Source organism: Streptomyces sp. NBC_01451 (assembly GCF_036227485.1).
Lineage (GTDB): Bacteria > Actinomycetota > Actinomycetes > Streptomycetales > Streptomycetaceae > Streptomyces.
Genome location: NZ_CP109479.1, coordinates 9,394,540 through 9,411,363, shown reverse-complemented (window position 1 = coordinate 9,411,363; position 16,824 = coordinate 9,394,540). Strand labels below are relative to the sequence as shown.

The 16,824-nt window shown below is 70.6% G+C and carries 14 protein-coding genes; all 14 read right to left on the bottom strand.

The features are described 5' to 3' along the window. Positions 1 to 24: 24 nt before the first annotated feature. Positions 25 to 4,305 carry an amino acid adenylation domain-containing protein gene (locus OG595_RS41635; protein ID WP_329281484.1) on the bottom strand — a complete coding sequence of 1,427 codons (4,281 nt, stop codon included), beginning with the start codon at positions 4,303 to 4,305 and terminating at the stop codon, positions 25 to 27. Continuing rightward, positions 4,302 to 4,547 (bottom strand): phosphopantetheine-binding protein, encoded by a 246-nt coding sequence (locus OG595_RS41630; RefSeq protein ID WP_329281482.1) that lies wholly within the window; start codon positions 4,545 to 4,547, stop codon positions 4,302 to 4,304. Before OG595_RS41630 ends, OG595_RS41635 begins: the two co-directional genes overlap by 4 nt. A gap of 23 nt (positions 4,548 to 4,570) precedes the next feature. Further along, the gene (locus tag OG595_RS41625; protein ID WP_329281480.1) at positions 4,571 to 6,133 is read right to left on the bottom strand and encodes a long-chain-fatty-acid--CoA ligase; all 1,563 of its coding nucleotides are present in this window, start codon (positions 6,131 to 6,133) and stop codon (positions 4,571 to 4,573) included. Between the two features lie 65 nt (positions 6,134 to 6,198). Next, positions 6,199 to 6,696, bottom strand: coding sequence for a (2E)-enoyl-ACP glycyltransferase (gene scoD / locus OG595_RS41620; protein ID WP_329281478.1), 498 nt, complete (start codon positions 6,694 to 6,696; stop codon positions 6,199 to 6,201). Beyond that, positions 6,693 to 7,583 carry a (3R)-3-[(carboxymethyl)amino]fatty acid oxygenase/decarboxylase gene (gene scoE / locus OG595_RS41615; RefSeq protein WP_329281477.1) on the bottom strand — a complete coding sequence of 297 codons (891 nt, stop codon included), beginning with the start codon at positions 7,581 to 7,583 and terminating at the stop codon, positions 6,693 to 6,695. Before scoE ends, scoD begins: the two co-directional genes overlap by 4 nt. A gap of 8 nt (positions 7,584 to 7,591) precedes the next feature. Further along, entirely contained in the window at positions 7,592 to 7,846 is a 255-nt protein-coding gene (locus OG595_RS41610) for an acyl carrier protein (RefSeq protein ID WP_329281475.1), read from the bottom strand. A gap of 16 nt (positions 7,847 to 7,862) precedes the next feature. Continuing rightward, positions 7,863 to 8,942, bottom strand: a complete 1,080-nt coding sequence (locus tag OG595_RS41605; RefSeq protein ID WP_329281473.1) for a beta-ketoacyl-ACP synthase III — start codon at positions 8,940 to 8,942, stop codon at positions 7,863 to 7,865. Between the two features lie 80 nt (positions 8,943 to 9,022). Continuing rightward, positions 9,023 to 10,378: an MFS transporter gene (locus OG595_RS41600; protein ID WP_329281471.1), complete on the bottom strand. Its 1,356-nt coding sequence runs from the start codon at positions 10,376 to 10,378 to the stop codon at positions 9,023 to 9,025. A 274-nt stretch (positions 10,379 to 10,652) separates the two neighbouring features. Then, positions 10,653 to 11,408: an aspartyl/asparaginyl beta-hydroxylase domain-containing protein gene (locus tag OG595_RS41595; RefSeq protein ID WP_329281469.1), complete on the bottom strand. Its 756-nt coding sequence runs from the start codon at positions 11,406 to 11,408 to the stop codon at positions 10,653 to 10,655. Between the two features lie 444 nt (positions 11,409 to 11,852). After that, entirely contained in the window at positions 11,853 to 12,503 is a 651-nt protein-coding gene (locus OG595_RS41590; RefSeq protein ID WP_443073302.1) for a sigma-70 family RNA polymerase sigma factor, read from the bottom strand. A gap of 238 nt (positions 12,504 to 12,741) precedes the next feature. Further along, positions 12,742 to 13,431 carry a hypothetical protein gene (locus OG595_RS41585; protein ID WP_329281467.1) on the bottom strand — a complete coding sequence of 230 codons (690 nt, stop codon included), beginning with the start codon at positions 13,429 to 13,431 and terminating at the stop codon, positions 12,742 to 12,744. A 150-nt stretch (positions 13,432 to 13,581) separates the two neighbouring features. Next, a complete protein-coding gene (locus tag OG595_RS41580) occupies positions 13,582 to 14,106 on the bottom strand; it encodes a copper chaperone PCu(A)C (protein WP_329281465.1) in 525 nt (174 codons plus the stop codon). Beyond that, positions 14,103 to 16,394, bottom strand: coding sequence for a heavy metal translocating P-type ATPase (locus tag OG595_RS41575; RefSeq protein ID WP_329281463.1), 2,292 nt, complete (start codon positions 16,392 to 16,394; stop codon positions 14,103 to 14,105). Before OG595_RS41575 ends, OG595_RS41580 begins: the two co-directional genes overlap by 4 nt. Then, complete coding sequence (locus OG595_RS41570) at positions 16,394 to 16,774, bottom strand: hypothetical protein (protein ID WP_443073301.1); 381 nt, start codon at positions 16,772 to 16,774, stop codon at positions 16,394 to 16,396. Before OG595_RS41570 ends, OG595_RS41575 begins: the two co-directional genes overlap by 1 nt. Positions 16,775 to 16,824 lie beyond the last annotated feature (50 nt).

The following is a 16,824-nucleotide window of genomic DNA, read 5'->3' as shown; positions in this document are numbered from 1 at the left end:
CGCGCGAATTGGGACGCGAGGCGGTCAAGGACAATCAGAGGCAGTACTCGTGGTTGTTGCCGGACGGCTCTTCAGCCCGGCCGGGGCGGGCAGGGTGCCGGTGGTGACGCAGTGGTCGAGGTAGCGGAAGACGAGGTCCCGGTCGGCGGGCGGGCACGTGATGTCCCTGCCGTGCAGGCCGTTCACGACGTTGTCGGCGCGCACCCGTCCCAGGCGCAGGTCCGGGCCGGCGGAGTCCTCCGGGGCCGTGTCCCAGGAGTCGAAGAAGGCGAGTGTGGTCGCCGCCTCACCGGAGGATGCCGGGAGTTCGGTTCTCCACCGGGCCAGCGGCATGCGCCGTAGCGCGTAGCCGTAGTCCTCCAGCCAGTCGTAGACGTCGCCCAGGCGCACCGGGGCGGTGGTGGCGTGGTTGAAGACGGTCGCCCCGCTGGTCGGTCCGAGGCAGAGGTGGACGAGGGCTCGGGCGACGTGGTCGACGGGTGTCCAGGTCTCCTCCTCGAACAGTTCGGGGACGATTCCTGCGGGGATCCCGGCGCGCAGCACGCTCCACAGGAAGTCCCGCTCGTTCACGTAGCCGGTCGTGGCCGGGCCGACGATCCGGCCGAGCCGGTGGACGGTGACCGGCAGGCCCCGCTCGGCGGCCTGTTCCAGCAGGCGTTCGGCCGCCCACTTCGACTGCTGGTAGCCGTAGCGCAGTCCGGGGTGCGGCGGGAAGAACGTCTCCGGCACTTCGGGGCTCAGGGCGAGCGGTGGGGCGACGGAGAGGGTCGACACGAAGTGGAGGGGCACCGAGCGTACGGCGGCCATGCGCAGCAGTTGCCTGGTCGGTTCGGTGTTGGCGGCGCGCAGGGTGGCGTAGTCGCGCATGATGCTCACGGTCGCCGCATTGTGGAGGATCGCACCGCAGGTCGCCGCCAGTTCGGTGAACGTCTCGCCGGTCAGACCGAGTCGGGGGCGGGCGAGGTCTGCGGGAAGTGCCGTGACGCGTTTCTGTGCGGTGTCCGAGAGGTGGATCCGGTGGGCTTTCAGAGCCTGGTGGATGCGGGCGGTGGCTTCGGCGGGACCCGGGGCCCGGACGGTGCAGACGATCTCCGCCTCCGTGTCCGCCAGGAGCTGTGCCAGCAGGTGTACGCCGACGAATCCGGTGGCGCCGGTCAGCAGGATCCGCTCCGGTGTTCCGCCGGCTCGGGGTCCGTCGCCGGGACGGATGTCCGGGTCGAGGACGGTGTCGGCGAGCAGGGTGTGCGGCAGGCCGGGAGTTGTCGGTCCTGTCCGCTCCCGCAGGAAGCGCGCGAGGTCGGCGATGCGGGGGTGCTGGAAGAGCGGGGCGACCTTCACTTCGCGGCCCAGTTCGACGCCGAGGCGGTTGGCGGCCTGGATGACCTGGAGCGACTGGGCGCCGAGGTCGAACACGTCGTCGTCCGGGGTGACGGAGGCCAGGCCCAGGACCTGCTGCCAGACGGAGGCGACGGTGCGCTCCAGTGTGCTGTCGGGTGAGGTCGTCCGCGCGCCCGGGTCGGGTGCGGGTTCGGGTGTGGCGAGCGACTTCCTGTCGATCTTTCCTGAGCCGGTCCGGGGCAGGGCGGCCAGGAATTCGATCGCCGAGGGGATCATCGCCGGGGGCAGGGCCGTACGGAGGCGGTCCCTGATCCCGGCCGCGGACGGGTCCGGCCCGTCGGGGACGACGTACGCGACGAGCCGACGCGTCCCGTCCTTCAGCACCTGTCCCACGGCGGCGGCGTCCCGGACCCCTGCGCAGGCCAGGAGCGCGCTCTCGACCTCGGCGGGATGCACGCGATGCCCGCTGATCTTGAACTCGGTGTCTGTTCTGCCCAGGTAGCGCAGTTGGCCGTCGTCGCCGATCCGTACCCGGTCGCCGGTGCGGTAGGCGCGTGGTGCTCCGGGGAGCACGTCCAGGGGCGCGAAGCGGGCCGTGTCCGGAAACGGGCCTCCCCGGTAGCCGACGGCCAGGTTGTCGCCGAGGAGGTGGAGTTCGCCACCGACGACCGCGGCCCGGGTGCCCGGCAGCGGAAGCCCGATGGGCGCGTCTCCCGGTGCGAGGTCCGGGTCGTGGAGGTCGGCGACGGTGGCGACCACGGTGGCCTCGGTCGGCCCGTAGGTGTTCAGCAGCCGTACGGATGTGCCGACGGTCCTGCGCCAGCGGTCGACGCGCTCGGGCAGGGCCGCCTCGCCGCCGATGACGACGGTGCGCACCCCGGCGGGCAGGGCCGCGGCACCCGTGGAGACGGCGTAGGCCACCTCGTGCCAGTAGGCGGTGGGCAGGTCGAGGAAGCTGATCCGCAGTCGTGCGCAGCTGTCCAGGAATGCGGGGACCGAGTCGGTCATGTCGTCGGTGCGGACGACGAGGGTGGCGCCCGCGCACAGGGTGAGGAAGATTTCCTCGACGCTGGTGTCGAAGTGCAGCGGGGCGAACTGCAGGACCCGGTCGTGGCGTTGGATGCCGTATCGGTGGGTGGCGCCGGCGACGAAGTGGGCGAGGGCCCGGTGGCCGGTCTCGACGCCCTTGGGTCGGCCGGTGGAGCCGGAGGTGTGCAGGACGTAGGCCAGGTCGTCCGGCGTCGGAGCGGTCGGCCGGTCCGTGCCGGGCGCCGGTGGGACATCCGTCATGACGTCGGTGCAGGAGCTGGTCGTCAGGGTCAGTGCGGGCGGGGCGTCCGCCAGCAGGTCGGCGCTGCGTGTTGGAGGTGCCGTCGGGTCGAGCGGGCAGTAGGCGGCACCGGCGAGCAGGACACCGAGGACGGCGGTGATCGCGTCGATGCCGCGCGGCAGGGCCACGGCCACCAGGTCCCCGGGGCCCACCCCACGGGCGGCCAGCCGGCAGGCGAGGTCACGTGCCGCACCGAAGAGTTCGGCGTACGTGATGCTGCGCCCGTCGTGCTCGACGGCGACGGAACCGCCGCGCCGGGCGGCTCGGTCGGCGATCAGCCCGAGCACCGGGCGTGCCGGGCCGGGCAGCGGGCCGCCGTCCAGGACGGGGACGGGCTCCCGCGTCCGCAGCTCGGTGAGGGGCCGACCGGGGGCGGCGAGGGCATCGTCCAGCAGGGCGAGCAGCCCCTGGTGGAGTGCGGCGACGGCTGCCTCGTCGTAGAGGTCGGGGTTGGCGTCCACGGCGATGCGCAGGCCCGCGCCCTCGGCGCGGTCGTAGACGTTGACGGACAGGTCGTCGACGGGTCCGGCGGAGATGTTGTGGACCGTGCTGCGGTGTCCGGCGAAGCGCAGGTCGTACGCGAAGGGCATGATGTTGACGCCGGGGCCGGACAACCGGCGCTGTCCGCCGACCAGTTTGAGGTCTCGGCGCAGTTGTTCGTAGCGGTAGCGCTGGTGCGGAAGGCCGGCGCGGAGTTCACGGGAGATCCGGGCGGTGAGGTCGCGCAGGGTGTCCGCCCGGGTGACGGTGACGCGCAGCGGCAGGATGTTGCGGACCATGCACGGCACGCGCAGGGAGACCGATCCGAGGCGGACCATCGTGGGGAGGCTGAGGACGATCTCCGGTGCGCCGGTCGCGTGGTGCAGTTGGGCCGCCGTGACCGCCAGCAGGACCTCGGACCAGGTGACCCTGAGGTCGCGGGCAACGGCACGCAGGGTGTTGGTCCGTGCCGGATCGAGGTCGACGACGCGGCGGTGGAAGGTGTGCGCGGGCATGGCCGAGCGGCCGGCCGGGGTCGCCACCGGCGGCCGGTCGGCGTACCGGTCCGTCCAGTGGGCGCGATCCGTGGCGAAGCGGGGCGACTCCCGGTACGCGCGTTCCTCGTCCCGTACCGAGGCCAGGGTGCCGAAGCCGCTCTCCCCCACCGGTTCGCCCGCCGCCAGGGCGGTGTAGACCTCGGCGACCCGGCGGGCGACCAGTGCCAGGCCGAAGCCGTCGAGGGCGATGTGGTGGACGCGGTGGTACCAGAGGTACTCGTCCGGTGCGACCCGCAGCAGGGCATGGCCGAAGACCCGGTCGCGCGCGAGGTCGACGGGGCGGGCCATGTCCTCGCCCATCCAGGCCAGGGCCGCGGCGTGCGGGTCGGGCTCGGTGGTGAGGTCGGCCGTGTGGGGGCGCCATGTGCCGGCCGGTGCGGATGTCTCCCAGGGCCGCCCCTGGTCGTCGACCACGTAGGCGACGTTCAGGGCCTCCGTCTCCGCGACCACCCGGTGCAGGGCCGCCGTGAAGACGGCCGGGTCCACGGGACCGTGGATGTGCACGTACTCGGCCGTGTTGTAGGCGGGGCTGTCCAGGTCGAGCCGCTGCCCCGTCCAGACGCCTTCCTGAGCGGCCAGCAGGGGATGACGGGCCGTCACCTCGGGGCCTCCTGACGTGTGGAGAGCAGTTGCCACCACTGGGCGAACGAGGTGCGCTCGGCGAGTTCGACGAAGGTCACGTCCACACCGGTCGCACGCCACCGTTCGATGAGGGTGACGATGCGCAGGGAGTCCAGCCCCGCGTAGAGCGGGTTCTCGTCGAGGTCGACTTCGTCGGGCCGCAGGTAGAGGTACTCCGCCAGGTCCGCGCGGAAGGCCTCCGGTGTGAGGGGAGCAGGCATGTCGTTCTCTCCAGGGGAAGCGGTCAGTTGACCTTGCGGGCGGATTCGCCCCAGAAGCGGTCGCGGAGTTCCCGGCGCAGGATCTTGCCGCTGGGGTTGCGCGGGACGCTGTCGATGAACTCGTAGCGGGCGGGCAGCTTGAAGCTCGCGAGCTGTGGGACGAGGTGGGTGTGCAGGTCCCGGGGAGTGGGCTGCCGTTCGGGGTCCGGGACGATGAAGGCGTGCACGTACTCGCCCCAGCGTTCGTCGGGCACGCCCACGACCACGGCCTCGGCCACACCGGGGTGGCCTTCGAGTACGTTCTCGATCTCGGCCGGGTAGACGTTCTCCCCGGCGACGAGGATGGCGTCCTTGATGCGGTCGCGGATGAAGACGTACCCGTCCTCGTCGACGTAGCCGGCGTCTCCGGTGTGGATCCAGCCGTCGACGAGGGTCTCGGCGGTCTTCTCCGGCAGGCCCCAGTACTCGACCATGTGCGCGGGAGTGGCCAGACAGATCTCGCCGACCGCGCCCGGCGGGAGTTCGCGCCCCTCCCCGTCGATCACCTTGCTGCGCACGCCCGGATAGGGGTGCCCCGCCGCCTGCATGAGGGGACCGCCGGGAACGTGGGCGGCCGGTGGCAGGCAGACAGCGGTGTTGCCGGTCTCGGTGAGCCCGTAGATCTGGGCGAACTCGCACTCCAGGACCCTCAGGCTCTCCTCCAGCAGGGCCTCAGAGATCGGCGAGCCACCGTAGACCGTCTTGCGCAGGGTGGTGAAGTCCTGGACGTCTACGCCCGGTTCGGTCAGCATCATGCGGAGCATGGCCGGGACGACGCAGGCGGTCGTGACGCCGAGGTCGCGGATGAGGTCGACGGCCTGGCGTGCGGCGAAGGCGCGCATGGCGACGACCGTCGTACCCGCGTTGAAGTTCTGCGTGGCCCACCACAGGCCGCCGATGTGGAAGCCGGGGATGCCGATCAGCGCGACGTCGCCGCTGCGCCAGTCGATCCAGTCGAGCCCTTCGCTCGCCAGGGCGTCCCGGATCGCGAAGAAACTGCGGTGGGCGAGCACGACGCCCTTGGGCAGTCCGGTGGTGCCGCTGGTGTAGAGCTGGGCTACGGGGGTGTCCGGGGTGGCGCTGTCCGGGAGGTCGGTGTCGGGGTGGGGTGCCGTCCAGGCGGTGAGGTCCGCGCCGAGGGCGACGACCGTCTCCGGGGGCGCGCTCGGCATCCTGTCCACGACCGCCGTGAACTCGTCCTCCAGGAACAGCAGGCGGGTGCCGGAGTCCTGGAGGATGTGGCTGACCTCGGGCGCGGTGAGCCGCCAGTTGACGGGGACCAGGACGGTGCCGCTCTTGGCGCAGGCGAACAGGATCTCGTAGTAGTGCTCGGACTCCTTGCCGAGGTAGGCGACCCGGTCGCCGGCCGTGAGCCCGGCGGCCTGGAGGGCGTGGGCGATCCGGTTGCTCTCGCGGTGCAGTTGCCCGTACGTCAGGGTGCGGCCCTCGCAGAGGACCGCGGGGGTGGCGGGCTGGTGCCCGGCGTGGAAGCTCGTGGTCCGGACGAGCGTCTGGAGCTGCGGGTGGTGGAGCCGGTCCATGGTCATGGCTGTCTCTCGCCTCGTGTCAGGGACGTTCGTGTCAGCGACGTGTGTGCCAGGGGACGTGGGTGTCAGGGGACGTTGACGAACGCCAGGGTCGCTTCGCCGTCGCAGCGGCCGGACTCGGCGTCCCAGTAGCGGAAGGCCGTGTCGGCGTGCAGGAACGGGCTGCCGCCGGCCGGGGCGCGTCGGGTGACCGACCGGAACTCCATCTCCCCGGAGAATTCACGGGGGTTGACGGGTCGCCGGAAACTGGCGGCGAACCGGGCGATGAGGATGTCCGGGAGCTGGTGCTTCCGGAAGTCGTCCAGCGTCCAGGATTCGAACCCCGTGCCCAGTCCTTCCTGCACGGACTTGGCGACGAGGTAGTACATCATCTGGTTGTAGCAGATGTTCACCTCGACGGAATTCAGATGGCCGGTGTCGTCGATGTAGCACGATTCGGCGATCGCGAATTCGCAGCGGGCGGATGCCCGGCCGGCCGTTTCTGTCACGACCGCCGAACGCAGGTATCTGCAGTGGTCCTTGTAGGGCGTCAGCACGTGTGCCAACAGGGCGTCGTGCGTCATACCGCCCTGATCCCGTCGTGCAGCCCGCGCTCGTCGTGCACGGTCACGCGGTAGGAGACGGTCGGCTCGGGCGTCGTCGTGTGCCGGGCGCGGTGGATGAGGCTGCGGTTGTCCCAGACCAGGAGGTCGCCCTTCTCGAAGCTCTGCAGGTGGATGTTCTCGTGCTCGAAGCTCTCGTCGAGCTGGCCGGTGGCGTCGAACAGCCGCTTGAGCAGCTCCTCGTCGAGCGGGTTGCCGTCCTGTTCCTCGATGCCGACGGTGAATCCCTCACTGATGTAGAGGACGGTCTCGCCGGTCATGGGGTGGGTGAAGGTGGTCGGCTGGACGACGGCCGGGGTCTTCCGCTCGACCTCCTCGATGATCTCGGAGAGGGGGCGGTAGACGTCGTGGGGCCGGATCTTGAAGTACTTGCGCACCGAGTGCCGGCAGTACGTGCCGCCGGTCTCCTGCTTGAGGTCCTCGGGCAGCTTCTCGTACGCCCGGCCCATGTCGATGAAGTACGTGCCGCGGTTCTTCTCGGGAATGACCTGGGGGTAGATGAGGGTGATGCCGAAGGGGTCCGGCATGAACTGGTAGTCGGCGTGCCAGAACTTGCCCGTCTTCGGTACGCCGATCTGCTTGCCGTCCTTCGGCACGTTGGAGGAGACGAATATCTCCGGTATCTCGGGGTGCTTGTACATCGGCTCGTAATAGGTCTCGGGGCGGCCCAGGAGTTTGCCGAGTTCGAGGAATTCCTGCGGGGAGAGGTCCTGGCCCTTCAGGACGGCGATCTTCTTCGTGTACACGGTGTTCTTGAGCGCGGCGATGTCGGCGTCGGAGGCGGTGGTGTGGTCGAAGTCCTCGACCGTCGCGCCGAGAGCGCTGCCGGGCTGGTCCTTGATCTGCATGGCTGCTTCTACCTTCGGTGGGGGCGGACGGATGCTTGCCTGGTGTCGAGGAGACGGGCGATCTCGCCGAGGGTGAGGTCGGGTTCGAGTTCGTCGTCGCCGACGGTCACTCCGAGGTCGCGCTCGATGCGGATGCTGATCTCGACCGTCGTCAGCGAGTCGACGTCCAGTTCGCCGAGGGTCGCGCCGGGGCGAATCCGGTCGGCCGGGGCGTCGTGCAGTCTCGTGAGGATGTCGACGAGTTGCTCGTAGGTGGTGCTCATGACGTCGTCCTACCTTTCAAGGGTGGTTGCTCTGGTCATTCGTAAGATCGGAGGGCCCAGGGGTCCTTTCCTGTTGTGGGAGTGAGGGCCAGGTGAGGAGGCAGGAGCCCCAGGTGAGGCCGCCTCCGAAGGCGGTGAGCAGCAGCCGGTCGCCCGACGTGACCGTCTGCCGGGCAGCCGCGTCGGCGAGGGCGAGCGGTATGGACGCGGCACCCGTGTTGCCGACGGACTCGACATGGGTCGCACAGCGTTCACGCGGGAGACCGAGGTCGTCGGCCACCGAGTGCAGGATCCGCAGATTGGCCTGGTGGGGTACGAAGTGGTCGACGTCGTCGGGCTTCCAGCCGGCCCGGGACAGGGTGGCGCGCGCGGACTCGGCCATGCGCGTGACGGCGTGGCGGTAGACCTCCTTGCCGCGCATCGCGAAGTGCCGTTCCTCGCGGCTCGGTTCGCCCGGCCAGGAGCGTTGTCGGGAGCCACCGGCCGCGACCGTGATCAGGCCGTGCCGGGCGCCGTCGCTGCCGAGGTCGAAGTGGCCGACCGCGCCGGGCTCGTCGGGGTGTCCGGCGCGCAGGACGACGGCTCCGGCGCCGTCGCCGAAGATGATCGCGTTGGCCCGGTCCAGCGGATCGACGATCGTGGAGTAGGTGTCCGCGCCGATGAGCAGGACCCGTTCGGCGACACCGGCCGCGATGAGCCCGGCGGCCGAGGCAAGTCCGTAGACGAACCCGGTGCACACCGCGGCGATGTCGAAGGCGGCCACACCGGTCAGCCCGAGCCGAGCGGCGACCGCCGGCGCGGTGGCCGGGCAGGTGTGGTCCGGGGTGGTCGTGGCGACGACGACCGCGTCGGCCGTGTCCGTTCGCGCCGAGGCAAGGGCGAGACGGCCGGCTTCGACGGCCAGGTCGGAGGTCGCCTGGCCGCCGTCGACGACGTGCCGTTGCCGGATTCCGGTCCGGGTGCGGATCCATGCGTCGTCGGTGTCGAGCCGTCGCGCGAGGTCCTCGTTGGTCACCACACGGGACGGCACCCATCCGGCCAGCCCGCACAGAACGGCGGCCCGAGGACCTGAGGAACCGGTGACAGCGGGAAACATGGATGCACTCCAGGCATGACGGAGGACGGACCGGACGCGAGAGGAGGTGAAAGGAGGTGACCCAAGGGAGAAAGGCGGGCCTATGTGCTGGTGACCCGGCGGCGCACGAGGAGCGCCAGCGCGCCCACGCCGATGCCGAGCGCTATGGCGAACACGGCCGTACGGAGTCCGTCGAGCAGGCCGGGGCCGGAGGTGCTCCGCCCCACTCCCCCGGCGAGCGCGACCAACAGGGCGAGGCCTACCGCGCCGCCCACCTGAAGGGTCGTCGACGCAAGTCCCGAGGCGATGCCCTGGTCACCGGGGGCGACCCCGGCGGACGCGGCGATCCACATTCCCGTCCAGGCCGCGCCCTGGCCGAGGCCCAACAGGACGATGCCCGGCAGGAGTTTCGGATACGCGCCGTCCGAGGTGAGCGCCAGGCCGAGGGCCGCCGCTCCGGCTGCACCCAGGACCATGCCGCCCACCAGCATCCGGCGCATTCCGAAGACGGACACGACCCGTCCCCCGGCCTGCGTGCCCGCGGCCACCACCACGGCCGGCACGAGGAACGCGAGCCCGGTCGCGGCCGGGCTGTAACCGTGGACGGTCTGGAAGTACAGGGTGAGGAAGTACGGCACCGAACTGAACGTGGCACTGAACAGCGCGGTCACCCCCATCGCCACCAGCAGTCCCCGGTGCGCGAACATCCGTGCCGGTACGAGCGGTTCAGGGGACCGCCGCTCCACGACGGCGAACAGCGCCAGCAGGCCGGCCGAGAGCGCCGCACCGACCAGGACCGCGGGCGTGGTCCAGCCCTCCGCCGGTGCCTGCACCAGCACGAACACCAGGAGGGTGATCCCGCCTGTGGCGGTGAGCGCGCCCGCCACGTCGAAGCGCCGGGCGCGGTCCCACGGACCGTCCGCCGGGAAGACCAGCCGGCCGGCCACCGCGAGGACTCCCGCGACCGGCACGTTGACGAAGAACACCGACGGCCAGCCGAACGCCTCCACCAGCACCCCGCCCAGCAGGGAACCCAGGCAGAGCCCTCCGGCTCCGGCCGCGCCCCACACCGCCAACGCGCGGTTCCGGGCGGGCCCCTCCTCGTACAGAGTGGTGATCAGCGACAGCGTCGCCGGGAACAGCAGCGATCCGCCGATGCCCTGGATGCCCCTGACGGCGACCAGCACACCGGGCGACTCCGACAGACCGCCCACGAGCGACGACCCCGCATACAGCAGGGCCGCCAAGACGAACATCCGGCGCCGGCCCAGCAGGTCGGCCGCCCGGCCGCCCAGCAGCAGGAAGCCTCCCGTGGCCACGACGTAGGCACTGACCACCCACTGCAGGTCGTGGTCGGAGAAGCCGAGCCCGGCGCCTATGTCGGGCAGCGCGACATACACGATGTTGTAGTCGAGCGAGATGACGAGCTGCCCCAACGCCAGAACCAAAAGAGACATAATCGGGTCACCTCCTCGTCATCACATTCATCGGAATCCCACTTGTAATGGAATTCCAAGAGTCCGTTGGTTTTGCGTCACCGTAGCAGCAGGATTCCAACTTGGGAATGCCGTTTTCTTCCGGCCCTAATTCACACGCCGATGTAATATCTGAGCAGCCCTTCAGGCCCGGCAGCTACAGACCGCCAGGAATGACACACCGGCAACACCGGACAAATTAGAACCGCTCCAGGAATTCATCCGGCACCATCACCTGCACGAAACCTCCTTCGAATCAGCCCTCTCCCATGAGTCGGCGGATCTCCGCGACCAGGGCGACCAGCGCCCGGCGTTCCGGAACGGTCGTCTCCGGATGCCAGAGGTCGATGAGCAGGCAGGTCCGCGGACCAGTGCCCTCGTTACGTGCCTCATGTTCGAAGGAATAGTCGAAGAGCAGGCATCTTCCTTCCTCCCAGGAGCGGGTCTCCCCGGCGACCGTGATGCTGCACCCGTCAGGAATGTCCACAGCGAGATGAAGGTTGATGCTGAAATTCCACAGGTCGCAGTGCGGGTCGATGGCGGCGCCCGGCAGCAGCGTGGAGAAATGGCATTCCAGGAGCGGACAGATCCTCTCCGTGTCGACGGCAACCTCTTTCAACAACCGGTATGCCGTCGGAACCGATGCGGCCGACTCTGCGACCAGACCTCCCTTACGGAAGAGGTGGAGGGCCTGCCAGTTCTCCTGTCGCGTCAGATAGTGCTCATAGTCCGAGAACGCTTCGCGGCGGTCCGCCCAGGCGATGTTCAGTTCTTCCTTGATCGCCTGATGGCCGGCCTCCAGCGCATGGACGACCGGGGCGATCTCGTCGTAGGCGTAGGGATCGTGCCAGGGAGTCGGGGAGAGCCCCGGCATGATCCACTTTGCCGCTTTCTGCAGCGGATGCCGTTCGCCCCCGCCGCCCGGCTCCAGCATCCGCTCGACCCGAGTGATCGAGCCAGCTCCGAACTCGGCCCGGATCGCGGCGAAGGCGTTCTCGATCTCCGGTGTCACGCGGTTCCCGACTCCGGGCAGCCGGCAGCCCCGCTCCCCCGCGCGTGTTCCAGGAGCCACAGGGTGCTGATCGCCGCCTCGGAGGACTGCAACAGACTTCTGCGTTTCACGTGCGCCGAACCACCTTCGCCCGAAGTTCCCCGCTCGTCCCCGTTCCGCTGCCTCGTTGTGAGGGCCGACCGGGGACGAGCCGTGCTGTCGGACCAGTAGTCGGCCGGGGGTGGCGTCCAGTTCCCGGCTACCTCAAATCAATTTCCTTTGGTGTGGCAGCAGTTGCGGACGGCCGGCCGGAACGGCACCCGGACGCACTGAGCCTGTGCGGGCCGCGGACGTTCCAGCGGGCGAGGACGAGTCCGCGAGGTGAGCCCGGGTGACCCCGATGACATGGACTCAAGGGAGGGCGCCGGTGCCCGCCGGCTCCGGCGCTCGCCGGCGCCCCTCTCGTCACGCGGCGACGGCAGTCGGAGCCCCGGCTTCCTCTGCTTCGTCCAGAAGCTCGACGAGAGTCGCGCGGGCCCGTGCCACCCGGGAGCGGATCGTCCCGACGGGGCAGCCTCCGACCGCTGCGGCCTCCTCGTAGGGCAGCCCCGCCAACTGGGTGAGGACGAACGCCTCGCGGCGCTCGACGGGCAGCGCGTCCAGCAGGCCGAGAAGGGCCACGCCGTCGTCGAATCCGGGCAGGCCGCCGGGCTGCGCACGCTCGGCCCAAATCGTCCAGTCGTCCACGTGGGCCGACCGCGGCCGGGCGGCGGTGTACCGCAGGCTGTCGACGACCGTACGGCGGGCGATGGACAACAGCCAGGTACGCGCCGACGAGCGCCCCTCGAACCGGTGCAGGCTGCCCAGCGCCCGCAGGAACGTGTCCTGGGCGAGGTCGTCGGCCAGTTGGCGGTCGGCGGAGAGGTACGTGACGTAGCGAACGACGTCCGGATGCAGGGCCCGCACGAAACGGTCGACGGCGTCGGGATCTCCGGCGCGGGCGGCAAGCGCCCAGACCGTGGCCGGGTCCTCGGGCGTCGTCGTGGTGACGGGCCGATCCGCTATGGGCGCCGCGTCGCGCTTCGTCGACGGCAGGGGGAGGACAGGAGTGATCACCTGATGTCCTTCGGGTGGTACGGGACCGATCCGGCACGACGGCACGCGCGTGCGAGTACGCGTGTCGGGAACACCAGTCGTGAAGTCCGCTGCCGCGTGCTGCGTGCTGCGTGCTGCGTGCTGGGGAAGGTCCCGGGACGGGAGTGGGATGGGGGCGTGCGACGTGCACGCCCCGTGCCCGAGGCATCGGAAGCGACAGATGCGGCGCCAACAGGACGGCCTCGGGAAGCCAGCTGTCTCAGATGACAGCGGTCCCGGCTGGAGGCCCCCGAGAGATGATCGTGTGAGTGAGCGTCAGCCGCCGGATCCGCTCAGTACGTTCGCGCGTCGGCCGCAGGCTGGGCCGACGCGGCGGAACGGGCAAGGCGGCGAGGGACAGCCGGAGCGGAGCAGCCAGCCGACCGGCGACGGCCCGCAGGAGTCGGAACGCGGCCCGCTCGCCGTACGCCAGCCACAGACCGGTCAGCACTGCGGCCAGTGTGTGGGCGGCGAGCATGCCCAGCGCCGACATGCCGCCGGTGCCGTGGGTCATGTGTCCGAGGTCCTCGGCATGCGCCGCGTGGCCCATCGGCATCGACCCCATGGAACCCAGGTCCATCGTGTCCTTGGACATCGAGCCCATGGGCATGCCGCTCATGTCCTGAGCCACAGGACTCGTGCCGGATCCCGGCATCGCCGACTGGCCCCAGGAGAAGGCCGAGTGAAGCGCCCCCTGTGCGACGACCACGACGGACACCACCAGCGGGAACCCGCGCTCACGGCCCGCCAGACTCCAGCCGACGCCGCTCGTTGCGGCGAAGCCGGCGGACATCGTCCACCAGGGCACGGTGGAGCCGGACATCAGGACGTGACCCAGGGCAGCGAGCAGCACACAGACGGCCGCGAACACCGCGGCCCGTATCGTGCGCAAACCCCACCCAGCAGTCATGACGGCCTCATACTCGCATCCGGGCTCCGCTCGTCGCAGGTGGGTACGCACAGGACCCGGGCCCGTCACTCACTCCGGAGGGAGTGAGACAGGTCACAGTGCGTCGCCGGAACTCCACGGGGAGTCCGGCCGACCCATGTGGATGAGGTCTCAGGTGCTGTCCTGGCCCGGACTCACCACCACAGCCAGGGTCTTCACAGCTCCGCTGTGCTCGAAGTGCAGGGTGAACGAGACGAGGTCGCCGGGCTGCCGACCCTTCTTGACCGGCAATATCACGTCGAGGCTGTCCGGAGACATGTCGAGGCTGCCTCCGGCCGGGACGGCGACCGAGGCCACCGTCGCGTCGGTGGCCGTGTTGGAACTCGTCATGACATGCCGGCTGAGGGTGAGCGCGCCCGCGCCGGCCTCGGTGGTCGTCACCTTCAGCAGCCGGTCCGCCGCGCCCCCGCTGTTGGTGATGGTGAAGAAGGCCGCCGTGACGGGAGTGGCTCCGGAGGGCACGAACACCTTTCCGTCGGTGACCTTGATCCGGGCCGGGCTGCCGGCGTTGCCGTAGGCGGTCCAGGTGCTCAGCCCACCGAGCGCGAGACCGCATACGGCGACGGGTGCGAGTGCGGCGAGCAAGGCGTCGGTGAGCCGGCGGCGGGTCGGGCGCCAGGGGCGTTGGTCGGTCATCGGGTACGTCTCCGGGAGGCGGCGGGCGAGGTCGAGGGGGCGGGCTGCCAGGCGCGCAGGCGCAGGCTGTTGGCGACGACCAGCACCGAGCTGGCCGACATGGCCGCCGCGGCGACCATCGGGTTGAGCAGGCCCACCATGGCCAACGGGACGGTCACGACGTTGTAGCCGAAGGCCCACCCGAGGTTCACGCGGATGGTGCCCAGCGTGCGCCGGGCCAGCAGGACGGCGTCCGCGAGGTCCTCGATGTCACCGCGGACGAGGGTCACGTCGGCGGCACCGATGGCCACGTCCGTGCCACTGCCCATGGCGATCCCGAGGTCGGCACCGGCCAGTGCGGCGGCGTCGTTCACACCGTCACCGACGACCGCGACCCGGTACCCCTGCTCCTTCAACTCCCGTACGAGTGCGGCCTTGCCCTCGGGTGTGCAGCGGGCGTGCACCTCCTCGATGCCGAGCGCCTCCGCGACGGCACGGGCGGGCGCCTCCCGATCGCCGGTGGCCAGCACGGGCCGTACGCCGAGCCGCCGCAGCCGGTCCACCGCGCGGTAGCTTCCGGACCGTACGACGTCCCCGATCTCGATCAATGCTTCGGCCGTGCCGTCCACCCGGACCAGTACCGGCGTACGGGCGGCGGACTCGGCTCCCACCAGAGCCTCTCCGAGCACCGCGGGCAGGTCGTCGTCTGGCGCGAGGACCTCGACCAGGCGCCCGTCGACGACTCCCTGTACGCCGCGCCCCGGCAGGGCACTGAACTCGCTGACAGCCGGCAGCCGTTGCTCGCCGGACTCCCGGCGCGCGCAGGTGGAGACGGCCCGGCCGAGCGGATGCTCCGAGCCCTGCTCGACGGCCCCCGCCAACCGCAGCACCTCGTCACGTCCGAGCCCGTCCGGTACGGCCGTGACCTTGGCGACCGTCATGCGGCCGGTGGTGAGCGTGCCGGTCTTGTCGAGGACCACGGCGTCGAGATGCCGAAGTCCCTCCAGCGCCTGCGGACCGCTGACCAGGACACCCAACTGGGCACCCCGCCCGGTGGCGGCCATCAGCGCGGTCGGGGTTGCCAGGCCCAGGGCACACGGGCACGCCACAACGATTACCGCGACACACGCGGTGAGCGCTGCCTGCGGATCGGCCCCGGCACCCAGCCAGAACCCCAGCGCGGTCACAGCCAAGGCCAGCACCACCGGCACGAACACCCCGGCCACCGAGTCGGCCAGCCGCTGCGCCCGCGCCTTCCCGGCCTGCGCCTCGGTCACCAGCCGGGCGATCCGGGCCAGCTGCGTATCGGCACCAACGGCGGTGGCCCGGACGAGCAGCAGCCCACCGGCGTTGACGGCCCCGCCGACCACGGCCGAACCCGGCCCGACCTCGACAGGCCCGCTCTCGCCGGTGACCAGCGACAGGTCCACGGCCGAACTGCCGTCCGTCACCTGCCCGTCGGTGGCCACCTTCTCCCCCGGCCGCACGACGAAGACCTGCCCGACGCCCAACTCCTCGATGGGCACGAGCCGTTCGGACCCGTCAGCCGCCCGGACGGAAACCTCCTTGGCCGCGAGCCGGGCCAGCGAACGAAGCGCCTCCCCCGTGCCGTGCCGCGCCCGCGCCTCCAGGAACCGCCCGGCCAGCACGAACAGCGGTACGCCCACGGCTGCTTCGAGGTAGATGTGCGCGACACCGTCCGAGGCCGTGGGCACAAGGGTGAACGGCATCCGCATGCCGGGGTCGCCGGCACCGCCGAGGAAGAGCGCGAACGCCGACCAGGCGAAAGACGCCGCCACACCCAGCGACACCAGCGTGTCCATGGTGGCCGCCGAGTGCCGCAGCCCGCGGACCGCCCGTACGTGGAAGGGCCAGGCACTCCACACGGCGACGGGCGCGGTCAGCGCGAAGCACAGCCACTGCCAGTTGCGGAACTGTAGTGCGGGCGCCATCGACAGGACCAGCACGGGGAGGGCGAGCACAGCGGTGACGACCAGGTGCTGCCGTTCCTGCCGGATGTCTTCGGACTCGTCGCCGTCGTCGGCGGCGGGCTCTTCCTTCCTGTCCTTCCTGGGCGGTTCGGGCAGGGCTGCCGTGTATCCGGCTTTCTCGACGGTGGCGACGAGTTCGGCCGGGCCGATGTCCGCCGGATGACTCACGCGCGCCATTCCGGTGGCGAGATTGACGGTCGCGGTGACCCCGTCCAGCTTGCCGAGCTTCTTCTCGACCCGGGTCACGCAGGCCGCGCAGGTCATGCCACCGACGGTCAGGTCGGTCGTCATCAGGACGGCCCCCGGTTCGGTGTCCATCAGCCGTGTCCCCCCTGCATGTCCATGTCTCCCATGTCTCCCATGTCGCCCGAACCTCCGCTCACGCCACCGACGTCGCCGGCGCCGCCACCGGTGCCACTGGAGCCGCCGGTGCCGTCGACTCCGCTGGTGCCGCCGGTGCCGTGCATGCCGGGCGCGACAGGGCCGGCGCCGACGCCCACGGCGTAGGACACCGAGAAGATCAGGACCAGCAGCAGAAGGAAGCCGCAGAGCGCGGGCGGGGGTGCCGCCTTCCGCAGGGCTGCGCCCACGCCGAGTGAGGAAAGCTGCCGGGACTCGTCCATCAAGCGCGTCTCCAGGTCACGTCGTACGACGTCGTTCTGATCGCGCCGTACCAGTGCACTAGTCGGACGAACCATCAGACGGGTTCCGGAGCAGGGACGTGGCGCACGTCACACGAAGAACGTTC